This is a genomic window from Prochlorococcus sp. MIT 1327 (assembly GCF_047304785.1).
In the GTDB taxonomy this organism is placed as follows: Bacteria; Cyanobacteriota; Cyanobacteriia; order PCC-6307; family Cyanobiaceae; genus Prochlorococcus; species Prochlorococcus marinus_D.
Genome location: NZ_CP138972.1, coordinates 1937503 through 1954740, shown reverse-complemented (window position 1 = coordinate 1954740; position 17238 = coordinate 1937503). Strand labels below are relative to the sequence as shown.

Genomic DNA, 17238 nt, shown 5'->3' with positions numbered 1-17238 from the left:
CATTGACCAGTCGTACGGATGTTTTAGTGATGGGAGCTGGTCCGGCGGCTCTCTGTATCGTTGCTGAGTTAGTCGAGCAAGGCTTGGCAGTGACTGCCCTCGCCTCGCATACACCTGAGCAGCCATGGCCCAATACTTATGGAATCTGGGCTGAGGAGCTTGAGTCTCTTGGGATGGCTTCTTTACTGGGCCAGCGTTGGACCAACACAGTTAGCTATTTCGGTGATGGTGATAACGAGGAGGGTATTGCTCCAATTCAACATCATTTCGACTACGGCCTTTTCGATCCAGCCGCATTACAAGATTCATTGCTGAGTCGTTGTGGTGAATTGAGTTGGAATGTTGAAACCGCTGTGAGCATTAAGGTGTTGGGGAGAGATACGGAAGTTCTCTGTCACTCTGGCAACGCTTATCGAGCACGGGTTGTCATTGATGCCAGTGGTCATCGCAGTCGATTTATCCGTCGCCCTGATCATGGGCCCGTAGCGGAGCAGGCGGCCTATGGCGTCGTGGGACGCTTCAGTTCATCACCAGTGGAGTCTGGTCAGTTCGTATTAATGGATTTTCGTCCCGACCATCTCAGTGATGAACAACGAGAGAAACCCCCCAGCTTTCTCTATGCCATGGATTTTGGTGAGGGAATCTTTTTTGTTGAGGAGACTTCGCTTGCCTGCGCGCCTCCATTGTCTTGGAGTGAATTAAGGGAAAGGCTGCATGCACGCTTGTCTCACCGCGGGGTGGAGATTAAAGAAGTGATCCATGAGGAATATTGCCTGTTCCCGATGAACTTGCCTTTGCCTGATCGTCGTCAACCTTTGCTCGCGTTTGGTGGTGCAGCAAGCATGGTCCATCCTGCTTCGGGCTACATGGTTGGGGCTCTTTTACGTCGAGCTCCGGCATTGGCAAAGCATTTGGCAATGGCTATGGCTGTGGAGCCTCCTCTGGATTCTTCCGCTCTTGCTCGGGAAGGGTGGCAGGTGCTTTGGTCGCCGGAGCTTGTGCAGCGTCATCGCCTTTATCAATTTGGTTTGCGGCGACTGATGAGCTTTGACGAAGCTCGCTTGCGCAGCTTCTTTGCCACTTTCTTTCGGTTGCCACGTGAGGATTGGGCAGGTTTTCTGGCCAACACGCTGCCACTACCTCGTCTTCTGATGGTGATGCTGCGGTTGTTCTTGCTTTCCTCCTGGGAGATTCGGTTGGGGATGCTTTTTGGGGCCTCTTTGACCTAGTCACGAATGCGAGCCCAGTCCGTCGCTTGAATGAATGGGAAGAGCCCATCTTCCGATTCGAGTGTGATCAGCCAGTCTTCGGGCAGATGTTGCTTGTCATTGATGGCCTGCATTAATTGCCAGAAACGGTTGAGGTGGCGATGGATACGTTCCTTCGCAAGCTCCGTGGTTGTGCCTGCTCTCAGAATGAAACTCCAGTCGGAGGACTGGGCCAGGAGAAGTTCTCGAGCAGCCTGTTGCAGCAGCCGTAGGTCCGATTCTCGAGCCACTCCTAGGCTGCATCTCTCCACCATTGCTTTTCCGGCTCGGCTCCACTCAGGAACCACCCATGCATTGCTGTCATTGAGCCAATAGTCGTGGTAGCCACCTTGCCCCCAGCTTGAGGGACATGGTTCACAAAGTTGGAGTTGGGGGTTTGATGTGAGGACGTCTCGAAGCCTGGTGAAATACACCTGCTCCTTGCTGGCCTGGCGGAAGATTTCGGCAAGGAAAGTTGGCCCCTCAAACCACCAGTGTCCAAAGAGCTCTGCGTCGAAGGGAGCCACTAACAATGGCTCGATGGCCATGGTGTTAGCTAATTGATCAAGTTGGATACGGCGACCGTTTAGGTAGAGCTGAGCGTGTTCTTTGGTAAGTGCGCAAGCTATGGCGGGCTCATAAACTGCTTTGGCATCAAGGGGTGACGTTTGGTCTGTCACTCGATGCAGTTTCAGCCCTAAGGGTCTGGGTTCCTTGAGCCCGATCTCATGGAGTTGTTCGATTGGTAGGTCCCAACCAAGATCCCTATGAAATTCACGGTAAAAAGGGTCGCCTGGATACCCTTGCTCTGCTGACCAGACAGGAAGCGTGGCATCACTGTCTCTGCCGAAGAAGGCCACGCCATTTCGGCTGCAGATTGGGGCATATACGCCATAACGCGGACGAGGAGTGGCATGCAGGAGGCCATGCCCGTCGAGCACGGTGTAGCGCAGTCCAGCATCGAATATCCAACGGTCCAGCCCTTCGTAGTAGGCACATTCCGGCAGCCAGATTCCCAGGGGCTGCTCTCCTAGTAGGCGGTGGTGCTCGCGTACGGCAGTGCGCAACTGACCACGCACTGCCTCAGGGTGTTCCCTCAGTAATGGCATGTAGCCATGGGTGGCTCCGCAGGTGAGCAGGTCGACAACCTTTGACCTTTGAAGTTGGGCAAAGCGACCAATGAGATCGCCTTCGCATGCCAACCACTGATGCAGATGTCGTTGGATGATCTCAGCGAGGTGGTCCGCTGCAGGTTGTAGGTCTGAGGAGGTTTGGGCTAGGAGGTCCAGACGAACAGCGAGCCAGGCGGGGAATCGGTGTTTTAGATCGTCGTCACTGAGTAGGGAGAGCAGGGTCGGAGAGAGGCTGATCGTGAGCCTGGGGTGTTGGTTGGGTGCTGCGGCAGCTTCTTCCAGAACCTGGAGAAGAGGTAAATAGCACTCAACCAGGGCTTGAAAAAACCAGTCTTCTTCCAATGAACCGGGCTCTGCCGATCGCACATATGGGAGATGGGCATGGAGAACCAGGGCCAGAGCACCTTTGCCCACGTTCTGATTTCAGTGGAGTTGAATTTAGAACGACTTTGTTGATAAAGCCGACCTTGGTTTGCTGAGTTGTCGCTTCGCAGTAGGCAGTCCCCCCTTAGACTCGCTTAACTCATAGTCATTTCGACTAACTCCCTGAAGGGTGCTGTCATGGCCAAGGATCCAGGCCGAGTTTTGATTTTTGACACCACCCTCAGGGATGGAGAGCAGTCCCCTGGGGCAAGTCTCAATCTTGAGGAAAAGCTGGCTATTGCCCAGCAACTCGCTCGTTTGGGTGTGGATGTGATTGAAGCTGGCTTTCCTTTTGCCAGCCAGGGCGATTTTGCTGCCGTGCAACGTATTGCCCAGCAGGTTGGTGGGGATGAAGGGCCAATCATTTGTGGCTTGGCTAGGGCTTCGCGTGCTGATATCAAGGCTTGTGCTGATGCCGTTGCCCCAGCACCTCGACGACGAATTCACACATTCATTGCCACGAGTGATATTCACTTGGAGCACAAGCTGCGTAAATCTCGGGCGGAGGTTCTGGCGATTGTTCCAGAGATGGTTGCCTACGCCCGCTCACTTGTTGATGATGTTGAGTTCTCTTGTGAGGACGCCGCTCGAAGCGATCCTGAGTTTCTTTATGAGGTGATCGAGGCTGCGATTGCTGCGGGGGCAGGCACCATCAATATCCCCGACACAGTTGGTTTTACAACTCCCTCGGAGTTCGGGGCGTTGATTGCTGGTATCGATTGCCATGTTCCAAACATGAATGAGGCGGTTATTTCTGTTCATGGTCACAACGATCTCGGACTGGCTGTAGCCAATTTTTTAGAAGCTGTGAAGAGTGGAGCCCGGCAGTTTGAATGCACAATCAACGGCATTGGAGAGCGGGCAGGGAATGCTGCGCTTGAGGAGTTGGTGATGGCTTTGTATGTGAGGCGGCGTTATTTCAATCCCTTCTTTGGGCGTGAACCTGATAGTCCTACACCTCTAACAGCCGTTCGCACGGAGGAAATCACCAAGACCTCTCGATTGGTCTCAAATCTCACCGGCATGGTGGTGCAGCCCAATAAGGCGATTGTAGGCAGCAATGCTTTCGCCCATGAGTCAGGTATTCATCAAGATGGTGTGCTTAAAAATCGTCTGACTTATGAAATTGTTGATGCCCGTACGGTTGGGCTGAGCGACAATCGGATCTCGCTGGGCAAGCTAAGTGGCCGCAGTGCCGTCCGAGCTCGCCTTGAGGAGCTCGGTTACGACTTGACTCGGGAGGATCTTGACGAGGCCTTTGCACGATTTAAGGATCTGGCCGATCGCAAGCGCGATATAACCGATCGAGATCTTGAGGCCATTGTCAGCGAACAGGTTCAGCAGTCTGAAGCTCGTTTTCAGTTGCGACTGGTGCAAGTCAGTTGCGGTAGCAGTCTTAGGCCTACGGCTACTGTCATTCTTGCGCAAGAGGATGGACAGGAGCAGACTGCCGCTGCAGTGGGCACCGGCCCAGTAGATGCTGTCTGTCGTGCATTGAATGCTCTAGCTGGCGAACCTAATGAGCTGATCGAGTTCTCGGTGAAGTCGGTAACGGAAGGGATTGATGCGATGGGTGAAGTCACGATTCGGCTACGTCGGGATGGGCAGCTTTTCTCAGGTCATTCCGCTGACACTGATGTGGTTGTTGCTGCAGCTCAAGCATTTGTGAATGCGCTTAATCGGCTGGTGGCAGGTTGCGGTCGCCAGTCTCTTCATCCCCAACATGATGCTGTGCTAGCTGATCTACGGTCAGGCATCTAAACAATGGGGCGTTTTTCCTATGTGGAGATGAGGCGTAAGAGCTTGGCTGCGCCACTGCTGAAAGGTCTTCAGTTAGGGGTCCTTATCGTGTTGGCGCTTGTCATTCTCCTTCCATTGCTTTGGCTGGTAAGCACGTCCTTGAAAGGGCCCGCTGAAGAGATTTTTACTAGTCCTCCAGCCTTACTACCTGCCGAACCGAGCCTGATGGCGTATTGGCGACTATTCGCCGACAATCCGCTAGGGATTTATTTGCTCAACAGCACAGTAGTGAGCTGTTTGGCCGTGGTAGCCAATCTGCTTTTCTGCTCCCTGGCGGCCTATCCACTCGCTCGGATGCGCTTTGCCGGAAGAGGCCTGGTCTTGGCCCTTGTGGTGGCAACCATCCTCATTCCTTTTCAGGTGGTGATGATCCCTTTGTATCTTTTGATGGTGCAGTTGGGATTGCGTAACTCTCTGATGGCCTTGGTGATTCCACAGGCCGCAACAGCCTTTGGGCTCTATCTCTTGCGACAGAGTTTTTTGACGGTGCCCGTGGAACTTGAAGAGGCTGCGCGAATCGATGGTTGTAGTCGATTGGGTGAATGGTGGAACGTGATGATTCCGGCTGCTCGTGCTGATCTAATCACCCTGGCCATGTTTGTGTTTATCGGCACTTGGAGCGATTTCCTCTGGCCTTTGGTGATCTTGGATGACCCCAGCCTTTACACCCTTCCACTCGGCCTACAGCAGCTCGCCAGCAGCTTCTCTCTTGACTGGAGAATTGTGGCGGCTGGGTCGGTGGTGTCGATTTTGCCGGTGCTGGCACTCTTCATTCTTTTGCAGCGTTTTATTCTCCCTAGTGCAAGTGGGGATGCGGTGAAGGGATAGGTTTTTGATCGCCAAGAATCAATCCCAGGCTCTTGTCAAGACTTTCAGGGTTCTATGAAGCTCAAGGTTGTGGTGACAGCCTTGGAGCTGATGGTGTGGCTGGAGGGTCAGGTTGCATTCGCCATGGGTCAGATTGACTGTGGATGGACTCTTTTTGCGGCTTGGTGATCTGTCGTTGTTGTTCGATGAGTGCGTTAAGCCTTTCCCCTTGATTATTGAGCCGGATCTGAAGGCTGTGTAGTTGCTCGCCCAGCAAACGGCTGCTGCTTGTTTGTGGTTTTTGTTCAAGCTCACTCAGCCGTTCCATAACCTGGTTAAGAGTGTTGGTCTGCTTGGCAACCGCTTGCCAAATCACGATAAAAAGCACTGTCAGCATGCTCATCCCTCCGGCACCAATCAGACGCCAGCCTTTCCAGTTCTTCATGCCGTCGTTAAGGAGACTTTATGGGTGTAGCGGTTCTGTGTTGACTTTGCATCTATGCAGCTACAAATTCAGGCATGCTTGAACGCATCATCTGCCAATTTGCTGCTGGCTGATGTAGACCGATCACTCTCGCATTGGGGTCGTGTCGATTAAGGACCTAGACCGTCTGTTGGCTTTAAGGGAGGAGGATCCATTGCTCGATAAGCAACTTGAGGACGCTATCGAGGTTGAGCAGTTCCTGGAGTTAGCGCAGGACCGTGGGCTTGATGTGACGGAAGCTGATCTTTTTGCTGCTCAACAACGCGATGAGGGTTCTCTTTCTGCTGTGGAATTGCAACGCCGCATGGCTGAAGAGTCTCGTCGTTTGCGTCACTTCATCCAAGGCTGACAAGATTGATGAGGATGGCGACTAAGCAAGACGACTCCATAGGAGTTTGTGTGCTGGCTGCCTAAAGTTAAAGTGGCGCCATAAATTCGACTTTGACCTTTTCGATTGACTGGCTATTAATTCAGTATGACTTTGAATCATTGATTATTGCATACATGCTTTTAGAGATAAATACAGTAGTTATGTTATGGCAATAACAGGATTTACCCCGTAAATATCTCGTGGTAAACCCTAAAACTCGACCTGCGATTGTTGCTGCAGGAACCAATCGCTCAAAGGCTGGAGGTTGAAATATGAACAGCTAGTAGTTGCTTGATCTTCACTGGCCTCCTGGATGTATAGAAGTGTATTTTTCATTGAAAAAGAGTCTGTGGCAGTCTTGTTGATCAAGTTATGGCAGGCTCAGTAGAGAGAAAGGTTTTTAGCAGGGAAGAACACTGCTAGAGAGATCGTTTTCTGGTTTTGCAAGTTTTTCCACAATCGTGAGATTATGCGTGTGTTGAGCAAAGGAAGAAATATGGCACCCCAACGACTGCTTTACAGGTTGGTTGCTCTTGATGGAACTCCCCTCCCTGTTCTGGATTCTCCATATGACTCAGATGAAGCAGCTCTTGCCGCTGCAAAGAATTGGCGTGATGGACAGGGGCTTAACTGCTCAATCAGTCAAAGGGCTATTGGTGTTGAAGTGATGACGCGTAGAGGGGCTTGCCGAACTGTGGGCTATCCCAGAAATTGAGGCTGACCCATTGTGCCAACTTGATACTCGAGTGGCTAAATATACAGTTAGGGCCTTGGCGATGATGTATAAACACAAATTAAATACAAGAGGCGTTACTCCTATTGCTGCTAAGGATGTCGTGGACCTGGTTAACTGTTGATTGCCTGATCTTGAGTCCGGTTGTCAGTCCAGCGGCTATTCATTGGCTGGGTTGACTAGACGCTATTTGATGAGCCAATTTTACAACATTTGGATGAGTGAAATGCTGATCCTTAAGGGATTAGAGGTGTAGAGGCGTCACGACGCCTGATCCCAGATTCCTCCCTGAGCGCTTGGCGGCGTTGTGCGAAAGGAAGGTCGTCAAACATTGCCGAATCGAAGGTTTCCTCTGGCATGTTGGTGTTGCTAAGGATGTCATCCTGCTTGGCATAGTCCAAGGCAGCCCAGCTTGGTTGCATTGGTAGCAGAATCAAAAGAGCTCCTGTCAGTGCAGTGAAAGCCCTAATAATCAGGCTGAGCTGATTGCGCAGCTGCGCGCGATGGCTTTGTGGTTGGTTCTTTTGTGACACCTTGGAGACAGTGCTGAAATGTCTTTTTAACAAATGGCCAGCCTTTCTGGTTGGAAAACTATAGGTTCTATTGGGCGCTTGGGTTGGCAGTGCATTGACTTGTAAAAGTGTGGCGAGTGCTAGGAGGCCCTATTTTAATTTTAATAGATTTTCTATCTTAGGCAAGAAGAATGCATGAAAAGTTTGGCAAGGTCCAGTGGTAAAATTTTCTGCACTGATGCTTTTGAAGGCAGGGTTTGAAGCTTGATTCGAGCAAAAGTTGGCTTTATTTTTAAATATTTAAGAATACTTGCCTTGGTCTTTTGGTGATTCTTTGTAGCTTTTTCTCAAGGGGGCTTGTCGACATGTACTGCAAGGATAGGATGAAAATAAGGGTTTGAATTGGTGACGGACTCTTTTGGCTTCAAGATTTAGTCTGCGGAGATTTGAATTTCATCTGACTTGTATCGGCAAAGCTTTTTTCTTTGATTTCCGCAGAAGTTTTAGGCGGATCGTATTTAGGGATTTGCAGGGTTTTTCTTGAAGAGATTCCTGGAGGGATAGGCCTAAGAAATGATTTAATCTTTGGGATTCTTGTGAGCCTGATTGGCAAGGCTTTCCGATCAGGCCTTGAACGACTAACTCCTGACTCGTCTTGGTTGAATGTGGGGACCCTCCCGCCCCTTCCTCTGGCTGATGAGGGCCCTGCTCAGCGCATTTGGTCAACCCCATGCTGAATCGGTCATTGCGTTGAGGATCCCTAGGGGACTTTTGCTCTGAGGAGCTTGAATGAAAACCGGAGAAGTTCGGTGTATTGAAGCAACCAACGCGGCCGATCTATATCCAATAAGAACAGAGGATTGCCCGATTGGCTGTGGTGTTATTGCGATGGTTGGGATGTTTGCTGGTTTCCGTGTCTGGTTTGGCTTGGCTTGATGTTTGCAATGCCAGTAGTTGGGAGCAGATTGGTCGTTATCAAAACCTTTTGCAGCAGGCTGGTACGAATACTCTGGTAGCGGCTGACTGTCCATCAGGATTGATGGGTGCTTTTCATGTTGGCAGGAATGCAGTGCTGCTTTGTGCCAACAACCTTGAGGATGATCCGACAGAGGTTTGGACAGTGCTTGCCCATGAGTCGGCCCATGTGATGCAAGCTTGCAAGGACGGTCCCTTGTTGGCAGATCATCAGCTAGGCCAAGCACTTAACTGTGCAACGGAGCTCTCCGGAGGTGGTGAGGGAGCTTCGCCTCTATCACCAGAGTCAACAACGTGAGGAGGTTGAGGCACGCCTTGTGCAGGCCCTTGCTTTTGAGGAAGTGAAAAGTCTTTTTTTGCAGTACTGTGCCGACCGCTTAGAGCCTTAGCTCATTGAGATTGGTCCACCGCGCCATAGATGGTCATGTCAGATGATTTGACCGCGTCTCTAACAGGGCCAACGATTGATAGCGAAAGTCTGCTCACTTACCTGGGCGAAGATTGGCGCCGTTATGTGGTATTGGAGTTTGATGGCGATGATCTTGGCCTGCAACGTTCTGCCCAAGTATCGAAAGCTCTTCGCTAACTAAGGCGGCTGATCCTGGAGATTGAAAGCCTTTGCTTGGGTTCGATTGAGTGGGTCATGGCCTCTCCTCTAGGCTGTAAAGAAGCTATAGCTCTGCTGTTTTCCACTCTTGAGAATGCAGGAGAAGTCTCTAGCGATGAGGCCGCAAACAATGACGCCGCTGCTGAAAAGTCTTCTCAAGGTGGCATTCTTGTCGATCCGCGAGCTCAGTCCAATTCCTGAATCAACCTGATTTCTTTTAGAAGCGTCTAGTAGGCCTGCTTACGTTGGCACTAGTCAGGGTCTTTGTGATGAGTGCTGTGGTTCGTGGTTATTGGTTGATGGCCTGGATCGGCTTGCTAGCCAACGTGGCGGCCCTCCCCATTATTGGAGTGGTTGCATTTACTAATCAGGCTCTGCAAACAACCAATATCAGCCTCGCCTTTAGCCTCGCCTGGCCGGCTGCCATCGTTGGCATCGTGGCATCTGCTGGCCTTTTGGCTGAGCGGCGATGGGGCGTCATCGTTGCCATTGTTGCTTTATCGATGGCCTTAGCAGGGTCGTTGCCTTACGGAATTGTCCGCCTGGTTTTGGATAAGGCATTGATGGTGCCTGACTCTCAGGCTCTTGGTGGCTTGTCCCTGCTGATGTTCGTTTTGAATCTGCTGGCGCTGCTTTATTGGTGTCGTCCGATTCATCGTCAAGGAGGTCGACTTTGATCTCAGTCGTTGATGATTTTCTGATCAGTTTTCACTGCCTGTTCATTGAGCTCGCGTGGGCTTAATGAATGAGGATTTTATTTCAGGATTCTTGGCTAATAGCTGTGGAGAAGCCACCAGGCTTATTGAGTCAGCCTGGTCTTGGTGTTGATCAGCAGGATTCTCTGATTGGTCGCATGCAGTTTATTGACCCTGAGCTTCGATTGGTGCATCGCCTTGATCGAGACACCTCAGGGTTGTTGTTGTTGGCGCGAGGGGCGGAGAGCTTGCGGCGTTGCAGCATGCTTTTTTCAGCGCGGCGAGTGCGCAAGCTTTATTTGGCAGTGGTGGTTGGCCGGATGAATCGCAATGCTGGAACGATCAGCTTCCCGATAGCTCGGCTACAGAAGAATCCGCCTCTATATGGCAAGAACCCGCAAGGGAAAGAAAGCCGATCCCAATGGAGGGTTAGAAGCTGCCACGCAAACTGCTCAACATTATGGCTTTGGCCCTTGACAGGTCGATCCCATCAATTGCGCGCACACTTAGCAAGTGTTGGACATCCGATTTTGGGTGATCCGATTTATGGAAAAGACGTTTTCTTTGAAAGGATGTATCTACATGCGACAGCCTTGAGCTTTCGACATCCTTTTACAGGTCTGAGGCTTCGTCTACGAAGTAGGGATCCATTCCTTCCTGCTAAGGAAAATTAAGTAAGAGAAAAGTACAGCTTCATAAATGTAGATAGGTCTTTCTTGGTTGTTGCTGAAATAGATGAATGTCCAGAAAATTAGACAGTGCCTTTAATCGGGGAAAGCCTTTTGTGCAGGTATCGGGTAAGGGATGCGGCGATGGCGCATGCGTCGCCAGACGCGTACGAAAGCTCGCACAACGAGTTCTACTTCGGCTCGGCTGAGGCTGCTTTTATTCAGTTGGCCATCGCGTTGCCGGTCCTCAATAATCCTCTTCACGGTGGAGTGTGCCTCGCGATCAGAGGTGTTCGGTGGTAGGGATCGAAGGCATGCTTCACAGCCGTCGGCCAGCATTAAAATTCCGGTCTCGCGGGAACGAGGTATCGGTCCGCGGTAGCGGAAGTTATTTTCGGCAACGGAGGGGTCCAGTTCTCTTGCGCGATGAAGGAAATACCCCATCTTCAAGGTGCCTTGATGCTCAGGGATGAAGTCCGCTACTCGGCGCGGTAGGCGGTAGCGACGGGCAAGTTTTAATCCCTCATCCACATGGGCTTGAAGGACCTCTGCGCTGGCGAAGGGATTGTTCAGTTGATCGTGAGGGTTTTTTTCTCCTTCGACCTGATTCTCGATAAACCACTGAGGAGAGTGGAGCTTGCCAACATCGTGGTACAAGGCACCGGTTCGGATCAGGTCTACATCGGCACCGATTGCTCTGGCCCCTTCCTCTGCAAGTCCGCAGATCATTAATGTGTGTTCGAAAGTCCCTGGAGCTTCTGAGGAGAGGCGGCGCAGAAGGGGACGCTCTTGATCGGCTAGTTCCATCAAGCGGGCTCTGGTGAGCAGGCCAAAAGAGGTCTCCAAAATTGGGATCAGTAGGATCGCTAGCATCAGCAAGATCCCCATTAGCAGTGCTTCTGAGAGAAGTTCATTGCCATTGGGTGCAAATCGACCCCAGGCCCCGCTGCCGCCGGCACTCAGGAGCAGCCACTCAGCCAGTAGGGCTCCTAAGGGCAACAAAAATGCCATTTGCAGCAGCTGTGCTCTGCTCCGAAGACGGCGGCTATATATAGCTGCCACTGCAGCGATTGCACAGGCAATGATCATTCGGCCTTCGCCAAGGCCGTTGACTGGCATAGGCCATAGCAGGCTCTCTACCGCCATCCAAGCCAAGCCACAGGTTGTACCAAGACCTTGGGCGAGCAGGAGTGTCGGCGGAACGATTACGGCTAGGGGGCTCACAGTAGGAACGAACCAGAGCTTGCTGGCCTGAGTGACCAATAGCAATCCCACTGCCAGTAGGCCATGACGTGCTTCTAGGCAGGGACGTTCCCGTCGCATGATCAGCAGCATCACGCCACAGCCGGCAAGGGCTGTACTGAATCGGCTGAGCAAAGGACCCCATTCTGGGCCTCGACTGACAAGAGCGAAGTGATTTAAAACGGCATAGGCCCTTGGGCTGATGGGTTCTCCTTTGCTCGTGATCAGATCGCCGCGGCGGACTTCAATGATTGGAATGTCTTGTTTGGTGATCAGCTCTTCAATGAGGCGTTGGCTGAGGGCTGGATCTGTGCGCAGATTGCTACTGCCTTGATAGGTGCTGGCGAGCAGCTTGCTGCTAAGGCTTCTCGCAGGACCGTTCTGCTCCCCTCGGTCGGCTAATTGAATTGCGGCCGCCTCTTGTAGCTGCTCAAGGGCGAGATTGTTCAGTCCTTGACTGAGCATGCGTTCTGAGGCACGGCGGATGGCCATATCCCAGCGTTTTCGTTCTTGTTGGGAGCGCGCTTGGAGCCAGATTTGTTCTTCGGCGCTGAGATTGACAGGCCCTATCCGTCCTGCATCACTGTTGCGTGCAACACGTTCTAGCTCAGCGAGATTGCGCTCTAGCCGTTGTTTGAGTCGGGTTGTTTCTTGTTGATCGATCACTTGCACAAAGGTGCTCTGTACGAGCTGAGATCGCCTTTGTTCGTGAGCTTCACTGTCAACGACGCGAGCATCCCTGGGAGCTCGCGCCTCAAATGGAGCTGGAAGTCCTGGGCTCAAATTCGGTTGAAACAACCAGGGCCAGCTAGAGATGATTGCTACAGCAAAGCAACTCATCAGGAGCGCAGCCTTGTGGGGCATCGACCAGCGGAGCACCGGACGCCGCGGCGACTCGCTGCGTAACCAGCTCTGCCAGAGCCTGTTTAAGGTTGGAAGACGGACCACAGAAGCTGGCACTTGTCCTAAACGCTAGCTCTCTTCTGCGTGCATGCTTGGGGAAGCATCGGATCGGTGAATGGCCCTTAGGCTTGATGGCAAAAAACTGGCCGCAGAATTGGAGCAGCGTCTCCAAGCTGAAATTGCGGCTGGCTTGGTGCAAGCCGGAAGGCCGCCAGGGTTGGCTGTATTGCGTATTGGGGACGACCCCGCGAGTGGGGTGTATGTGGCCAACAAGCAGAAAGCTTGTGGGCGTATTGGCGTGGCCAGCCATCTAACTCATTTGCCGGAAACGGTTTCAGCTGCAAAGGTTTTGGCCACGATCCAGGCCTTAAACATCGATGAGCGAGTGGACGGAATTCTTTTGCAATTGCCTTTGCCAAAGGGCCTTGATGAAGGGCCTTTGCTTGCTGCGATTGATCCCGAGAAGGATGCCGATGGTCTGCATACCCTCAACCTTGGCCGATTGTTGAAAGGTGAACCTGGGCCGCGCAGTTGTACCCCTGCCGGTGTGATGGCCTTGTTGGCACGCCATCAGATTTCTTTGGAAGGGAAAAGGGCTGTTGTGATTGGGCGCAGCATCCTGGTAGGCCAACCAATGGCATTGATGCTTCAGGCTGCAAATGCCACCGTGAGCGTGGCCCATTCTCATACCGGTGATCTGGCCTCGTTAACTCAGCAGGCCGATGTGTTGGTGGTAGCGGCAGGGCAGCCACAAATGATTGGCTCAGAGCATGTCAAGCCAGGAGCAGTGGTTGTCGATGTTGGCATTCATCGCCTTCCCGCAGATCCTGAACTAGGGACGCAAGCCAAGGCCAGGTTGTGTGGAGATGTACGAAAGCAAGAAGTTGAACCTTTAGCAAGTGCATTGACCCCTGTTCCTGGTGGTGTAGGTCCGATGACCGTGACCATGCTCTTGGTGAATACCGTGGCTAGATGGCAGCAGCATTGCGGTTTGCCCTTCGGCCTGAGAGATTTGCTTGTTTGAGACTGGTTGGCCTGAGAGAATCCCATGAACGAGACAAGGTTCATGGCGGCGGCGGTCAGCACCTTCTTCGACTTCCCTGCTTATTTGGCTGCGGCCAAAGCCAGCGTTGAAGAGGCTTTGGATGATTCGCTTGGCCCTGAGCGCCCTGAGCAACTCAGGGAGGCCATGCGCTACTCCCTTTTGGCGGGTGGTAAGCGTTTACGCCCCATCCTTTGCCTGGCAGCTTGCGAACTTGCTGGAGGTGAACCGGCACAGGCTCTGCCGACAGCAGTGGCTTTGGAAATGATTCACACGATGTCGCTGATTCATGACGATCTCCCCGCCATGGATAACGACGATCTACGCCGCGGTCGTCCCACCAATCACAAGGTGTATGGAGACGCCGTTGCCATCCTCGCGGGTGATGCGTTGCTTACACGTTCCTTTGAGATGGTTGCCTTGCGCAGCCAGGGTGTAGCGCCTGAGCGGCTGTTGAAGGTTGTTGGCGAGCTTTCGCTGGTTGCTGGTGCTCCTGGTTTAGTGGGGGGGCAGGTTGTAGATCTGGAGAGTGAGGGCAAAGAGGTGGATCTGGAGACTTTGGAGTTCATTCATCTCCATAAGACCGGGGCCTTGCTGAGTGCTTGTGTGATCTGTGGAGCGTTGATTGGTGGAGCAGAAGACGATTTGATTGATGCGCTACGCATCTATGCCAGAGGGATTGGTTTGGCGTTTCAGATCATTGATGACATCCTTGATGTAACGGCGAGTAGCGATGTTCTTGGCAAAACTGCTGGCAAGGATCTGCTTGCCGATAAGACCACATATCCCAAATTGTTGGGTCTAGAGGAATCCCGCCGGCGTGCAGAGCTCCTTGTGAGCGAAGCCAAGGCAGCACTAGAGCCTTGGCAAGCTTCTGCTGCACCTTTGCTTGCACTAGCCGATTACATCACCAGCCGCGATCGATGATTGTCAGCGATTCTTCCCCATCAGCGTGGCTTGGACTTTTAGATAATGCTGTATTGGCTTGGGGGCTTGCCGCTTGTGGCTTGGCTCAGCTTTCCAAGCTGATTGTGGAGTTAATTTTTTATCGTCGCTGGCGACCTGCAGTGCTTCTTGAAACGGGTGGCATGCCTTCGAGCCATTCGGCCCTTGTAACTGGTACAGCAGCAGGTGTGGGATGGGAGATGGGTTTTGATCATTCAGGATTTGCTCTTGCAGCCACTGTGGCTTTTGTGGTCATGTATGACGCCAGTGGGATTAGACGTGCTGCGGGATTTACCGCAGCACGGGTGAATCTTTTGCCTGTGGAGACCTGGCCCACTCCACCAGAAAAACAGCTTAAGGAAAGCCTTGGTCACACTCGTTTTGAAGTGTTAGTGGGCAGTTTGATCGGCCCTGCAGTGGCTTTACCGGGATTGGTTTTTGTTGGTTCTCCACTCCATCTCAGCCAGTTATTGGGTATTACATTGGGGTGACGCAGTCTTCTTTAGATCCTGCGACTGTTGAGCTCACCGCAGATCAGCAGCAGGCTGCCGAAGCGTTCAGTTCTTGGTTGGATGATGCGAATCATGGCAATCCCTTTGTTCTGAGTGGTTTCGCCGGAAGTGGTAAGACGTTTCTTTCAATGCGATTGTTGCGTCAGGTTGAGGACGCTGGACTGTGTTGGACAGTTGTTGCGCCAACTCACAAGGCTGTTGGTGTGCTTCGTCAGGCTTTGGACCTTGAAGGCCTCAGGCCCACCTGGTATCCCTCCACGATTCATCGGCTGCTTCGCCTGAAATTGAAGCGGCAGGGTGATCTTGAGCTGTGTGAGTCAACAGAGCAAACGGCCCAGTCTCTAGAGCAATTGGGCCTGGTTCTGATCGATGAATCTTCGATGATTGACAGCACCCTGCTTGGTCTTGCTCTGCAGTGTGCCCACCCCTTTCGGACACGTCTCGTTTTTGTAGGCGATCCTGCTCAACTGCCTCCTATCGGTGAGGCTCAAAGTCCTGTGTTTTCGATGCATAGAGCCTGTACAGCAACATTGCAGCAGGTGGTGCGTCATCAGGGCCCTGTGTTGCGATTAGCGAGTCGTCTTCGCGATGGCAGCTTGCCCTGTCAGTCCCCGCCATGCTTTCCCTTGATTGAGGATGAGCTGGGCCAGGTTGGATGCATGGATCAAAACAACTGGCTGAAGCGAGCTCAGGCTGCCTTGCAATCCGCGGCGACTCAGGATAATCCTGATGCAGCAAGGATTCTTTGCTACACGAATCGCAGCTTGGAGCAATTGGTTCCCCATGCAAGGCGGGCGATTCATGGTGATATGGCCGATCAGTTGCCGGTACTCCCCGGAGAGGTCTTGATTGCACGCAAAGCAGTCATGGCTCCGGCTTCTCGTAGTGGTGCCGAGACTGGCGAGGAACCCGACATGGTGCTCGGATCAAACCGAGAGGTGGTTGTCCGTGACGTCACTCCGGAACGCTGTGACCTTGCAGAGTTTGGTTTAGAAGGACAAAGTGATTGGTCTGTGCCGGTGGTTGACACCCTGACGGCCAAAGTTCGTGCAGGTGAGCTTGATTTGGAGTTGCGTTTGCAGCCGCCAGTTGGTTCTGAGGGCAGACGTTTGCTCGATACCACGTTGCAAAGGCTCAGGGTTGAGGCAAAAGCGGCGGGCAAAAGGGATGGTCGCTCTTTGTGGCGGCGTTTTTTTCTGCTTCGAGATGCCTTCGCATCATTGGGGCCTGCGGCGGTTCTTACCGTCCATCGCAGCCAGGGGAGCAGCTTCGGGGAGGTGTTTGTTGCTGGTGATGTTTTCTGGCCTCAAGATCTCAGCTTGAGACGGCAACTGGTTTATGTGGCTGTTAGTCGTGCCCGTACAGGTGTGTGGCTTGTGGGGAAAACAGGAGCCGCCGCCTCACAAGGTCGCTGGTTGGATCAACTCAGATCACAATCGTCAGACCGCTGATTCCTTGCCAACCAAGGTAGGCACCTAGAGCAAAACTCACCCCACCAACGATTAAGTCACCTTTGGCAAATAAAAGTTGTTTGCCAGATTGCAGCAAGGGAATCACGCGTTCTCTGCCAATGATCACGGCGACTAGGGGGATCAGTAGCAGCAGGCTCGAGCCAAATGTGAAAAACACCAAGCCAACGATTTCTTGCCAGCTGGGGAGGCTTGCGGCTAGTACCACGGCTGAAGTCTTGGCAAATAGGAAGAGGTCATCTGGGCTGATGAGTTCTGTTAGCGCACCAACGGCGATCAAAAGCGGCAGCGGCAAATTGATAAATCGTTCGATCGTATGGGTCCAGGCTGGTTGCTCTTCTCCTGCAGCAAACGAACGCAAGAGCTCCTTTAATCCCAACGAGATCAAAGCTCCTCCGCCAAGAAGGTCGAGAGCTGTTCGATGATGAGAGCCTTGGGTCATGTCCAACACCAAGCTGTGGCCCACAGTCAGTAGCAGGATGACGGTGACCAGAGTGGTTACGATCCAGCCAGTAACGAACCAACTTCCCCGCTGAATCGGTTTAGGCCCTAGCAGTAGGAGAAGTAGGACACCTAAATGGATCGGCGAGAGAGCTAAGCCGGTGCCAAAGGCCAATAGTTCGGCCCATAGGGTGGTGTCAGCCATTGAGGCGATCAGGTGAGCTTGTCAA

17 protein-coding genes and 2 pseudogenes are annotated in these 17238 nt (G+C 52.5%); 14 read left to right on the top strand and 5 right to left on the bottom strand.

Features of this window, described 5'->3' with window-relative positions; genetic code table 11:
• The first annotated feature begins 2 nt into the window (after nucleotides 1–2).
• Nucleotides 3–1229 (top strand): lycopene beta cyclase, encoded by a 1227-nt coding sequence (gene crtL, locus SIB80_RS09695; RefSeq protein WP_346766606.1) that lies wholly within the window; start codon nucleotides 3–5, stop codon nucleotides 1227–1229.
• Here crtL and SIB80_RS09690 read toward each other — a convergent pair.
• Complete coding sequence (locus tag SIB80_RS09690; RefSeq protein WP_063419904.1) at nucleotides 1226–2794, bottom strand: glycoside hydrolase family 57 protein; 1569 nt, start codon at nucleotides 2792–2794, stop codon at nucleotides 1226–1228. The two genes, crtL and SIB80_RS09690, sit on opposite strands and share 4 nt — an antisense overlap.
• 147 nt (nucleotides 2795–2941) lie before the next feature.
• Here SIB80_RS09690 and SIB80_RS09685 point away from each other — a divergent pair, with 147 nt between their 5' ends.
• Nucleotides 2942–4564, top strand: coding sequence for a 2-isopropylmalate synthase (locus SIB80_RS09685; RefSeq protein WP_011130493.1), 1623 nt, complete (start codon nucleotides 2942–2944; stop codon nucleotides 4562–4564).
• A gap of 3 nt (nucleotides 4565–4567) precedes the next feature.
• The gene (locus SIB80_RS09680; protein ID WP_063419905.1) at nucleotides 4568–5431 is read left to right on the top strand and encodes a carbohydrate ABC transporter permease; all 864 of its coding nucleotides are present in this window, start codon (nucleotides 4568–4570) and stop codon (nucleotides 5429–5431) included.
• Nucleotides 5432–5492: 61 nt separating this feature from the next.
• Here SIB80_RS09680 and SIB80_RS09675 read toward each other — a convergent pair whose 3' ends face one another.
• The gene (locus SIB80_RS09675; RefSeq protein WP_063419906.1) at nucleotides 5493–5855 is read right to left on the bottom strand and encodes a hypothetical protein; all 363 of its coding nucleotides are present in this window, start codon (nucleotides 5853–5855) and stop codon (nucleotides 5493–5495) included.
• A 142-nt stretch (nucleotides 5856–5997) separates the two neighbouring features.
• Here SIB80_RS09675 and SIB80_RS09670 point away from each other — a divergent pair, with 142 nt between their 5' ends.
• Both SIB80_RS09670 and SIB80_RS09665 read left to right on the top strand, forming a co-directional pair.
• A complete protein-coding gene (locus SIB80_RS09670; RefSeq protein WP_063419908.1) occupies nucleotides 5998–6243 on the top strand; it encodes a Nif11-like leader peptide family natural product precursor in 246 nt (81 codons plus the stop codon).
• 490 nt (nucleotides 6244–6733) lie between these two features.
• Entirely contained in the window at nucleotides 6734–6979 is a 246-nt protein-coding gene (locus SIB80_RS09665; RefSeq protein ID WP_370520970.1) for a hypothetical protein, read from the top strand.
• Nucleotides 6980–7233: 254 nt separating this feature from the next.
• Here SIB80_RS09665 and SIB80_RS09660 read toward each other — a convergent pair whose 3' ends face one another.
• Nucleotides 7234–7530, bottom strand: coding sequence for a hypothetical protein (locus tag SIB80_RS09660; protein WP_236066050.1), 297 nt, complete (start codon nucleotides 7528–7530; stop codon nucleotides 7234–7236).
• 847 nt (nucleotides 7531–8377) lie between these two features.
• On the opposite strand from SIB80_RS09660, the pseudogene SIB80_RS09655 reads away from it, so the two are divergent.
• From SIB80_RS09655 to SIB80_RS09635, 5 genes and pseudogenes are all read left to right on the top strand, one after another.
• Nucleotides 8378–8873: pseudogene (locus SIB80_RS09655) on the top strand (hypothetical protein).
• 35 nt (nucleotides 8874–8908) lie between these two features.
• Nucleotides 8909–9070 (top strand): hypothetical protein, encoded by a 162-nt coding sequence (locus SIB80_RS09650; RefSeq protein ID WP_205909599.1) that lies wholly within the window; start codon nucleotides 8909–8911, stop codon nucleotides 9068–9070.
• A 57-nt stretch (nucleotides 9071–9127) separates the two neighbouring features.
• On the top strand, nucleotides 9128–9292 hold the full coding sequence (locus SIB80_RS09645) for a hypothetical protein (RefSeq protein ID WP_205909598.1): 165 nt from the start codon (nucleotides 9128–9130) through the stop codon (nucleotides 9290–9292).
• 68 nt (nucleotides 9293–9360) lie between these two features.
• A complete protein-coding gene (locus SIB80_RS09640) occupies nucleotides 9361–9768 on the top strand; it encodes a hypothetical protein (protein WP_063406534.1) in 408 nt (135 codons plus the stop codon).
• 68 nt (nucleotides 9769–9836) lie between these two features.
• On the top strand, nucleotides 9837–10460 hold the full coding sequence (locus tag SIB80_RS09635) for an RluA family pseudouridine synthase (protein ID WP_063419916.1): 624 nt from the start codon (nucleotides 9837–9839) through the stop codon (nucleotides 10458–10460).
• A gap of 321 nt (nucleotides 10461–10781) precedes the next feature.
• On the opposite strand, the pseudogene SIB80_RS09630 reads toward SIB80_RS09635, so the two are convergent.
• A pseudogene (locus SIB80_RS09630) lies at nucleotides 10782–12536 on the bottom strand (HDIG domain-containing metalloprotein); the annotation flags it as partial.
• A 178-nt stretch (nucleotides 12537–12714) separates the two neighbouring features.
• On the opposite strand from SIB80_RS09630, the gene folD reads away from it, so the two are divergent.
• From folD to SIB80_RS09610, 4 genes are read left to right on the top strand one after another with little or no spacing between them, the layout of a single operon-like run.
• Nucleotides 12715–13623 carry a bifunctional methylenetetrahydrofolate dehydrogenase/methenyltetrahydrofolate cyclohydrolase FolD gene (gene folD / locus SIB80_RS09625; RefSeq protein WP_063419918.1) on the top strand — a complete coding sequence of 303 codons (909 nt, stop codon included), beginning with the start codon at nucleotides 12715–12717 and terminating at the stop codon, nucleotides 13621–13623.
• A gap of 42 nt (nucleotides 13624–13665) precedes the next feature.
• Nucleotides 13666–14568 (top strand): geranylgeranyl diphosphate synthase CrtE, encoded by a 903-nt coding sequence (gene crtE / locus SIB80_RS09620; protein WP_205909604.1) that lies wholly within the window; start codon nucleotides 13666–13668, stop codon nucleotides 14566–14568.
• The gene (locus tag SIB80_RS09615; RefSeq protein ID WP_063419922.1) at nucleotides 14565–15077 is read left to right on the top strand and encodes a divergent PAP2 family protein; all 513 of its coding nucleotides are present in this window, start codon (nucleotides 14565–14567) and stop codon (nucleotides 15075–15077) included. The genes crtE and SIB80_RS09615 overlap by 4 nt, the downstream gene beginning before the upstream one ends.
• Nucleotides 15074–16549 carry an ATP-dependent DNA helicase gene (locus SIB80_RS09610; RefSeq protein WP_063419924.1) on the top strand — a complete coding sequence of 492 codons (1476 nt, stop codon included), beginning with the start codon at nucleotides 15074–15076 and terminating at the stop codon, nucleotides 16547–16549. Before SIB80_RS09615 ends, SIB80_RS09610 begins: the two co-directional genes overlap by 4 nt.
• Here SIB80_RS09610 and SIB80_RS09605 read toward each other — a convergent pair.
• Nucleotides 16524–17213 (bottom strand): GAP family protein, encoded by a 690-nt coding sequence (locus SIB80_RS09605; protein WP_011130478.1) that lies wholly within the window; start codon nucleotides 17211–17213, stop codon nucleotides 16524–16526. The two genes, SIB80_RS09610 and SIB80_RS09605, sit on opposite strands and share 26 nt — an antisense overlap.
• Between the last annotated feature and the right edge of the window lie 25 nt (nucleotides 17214–17238).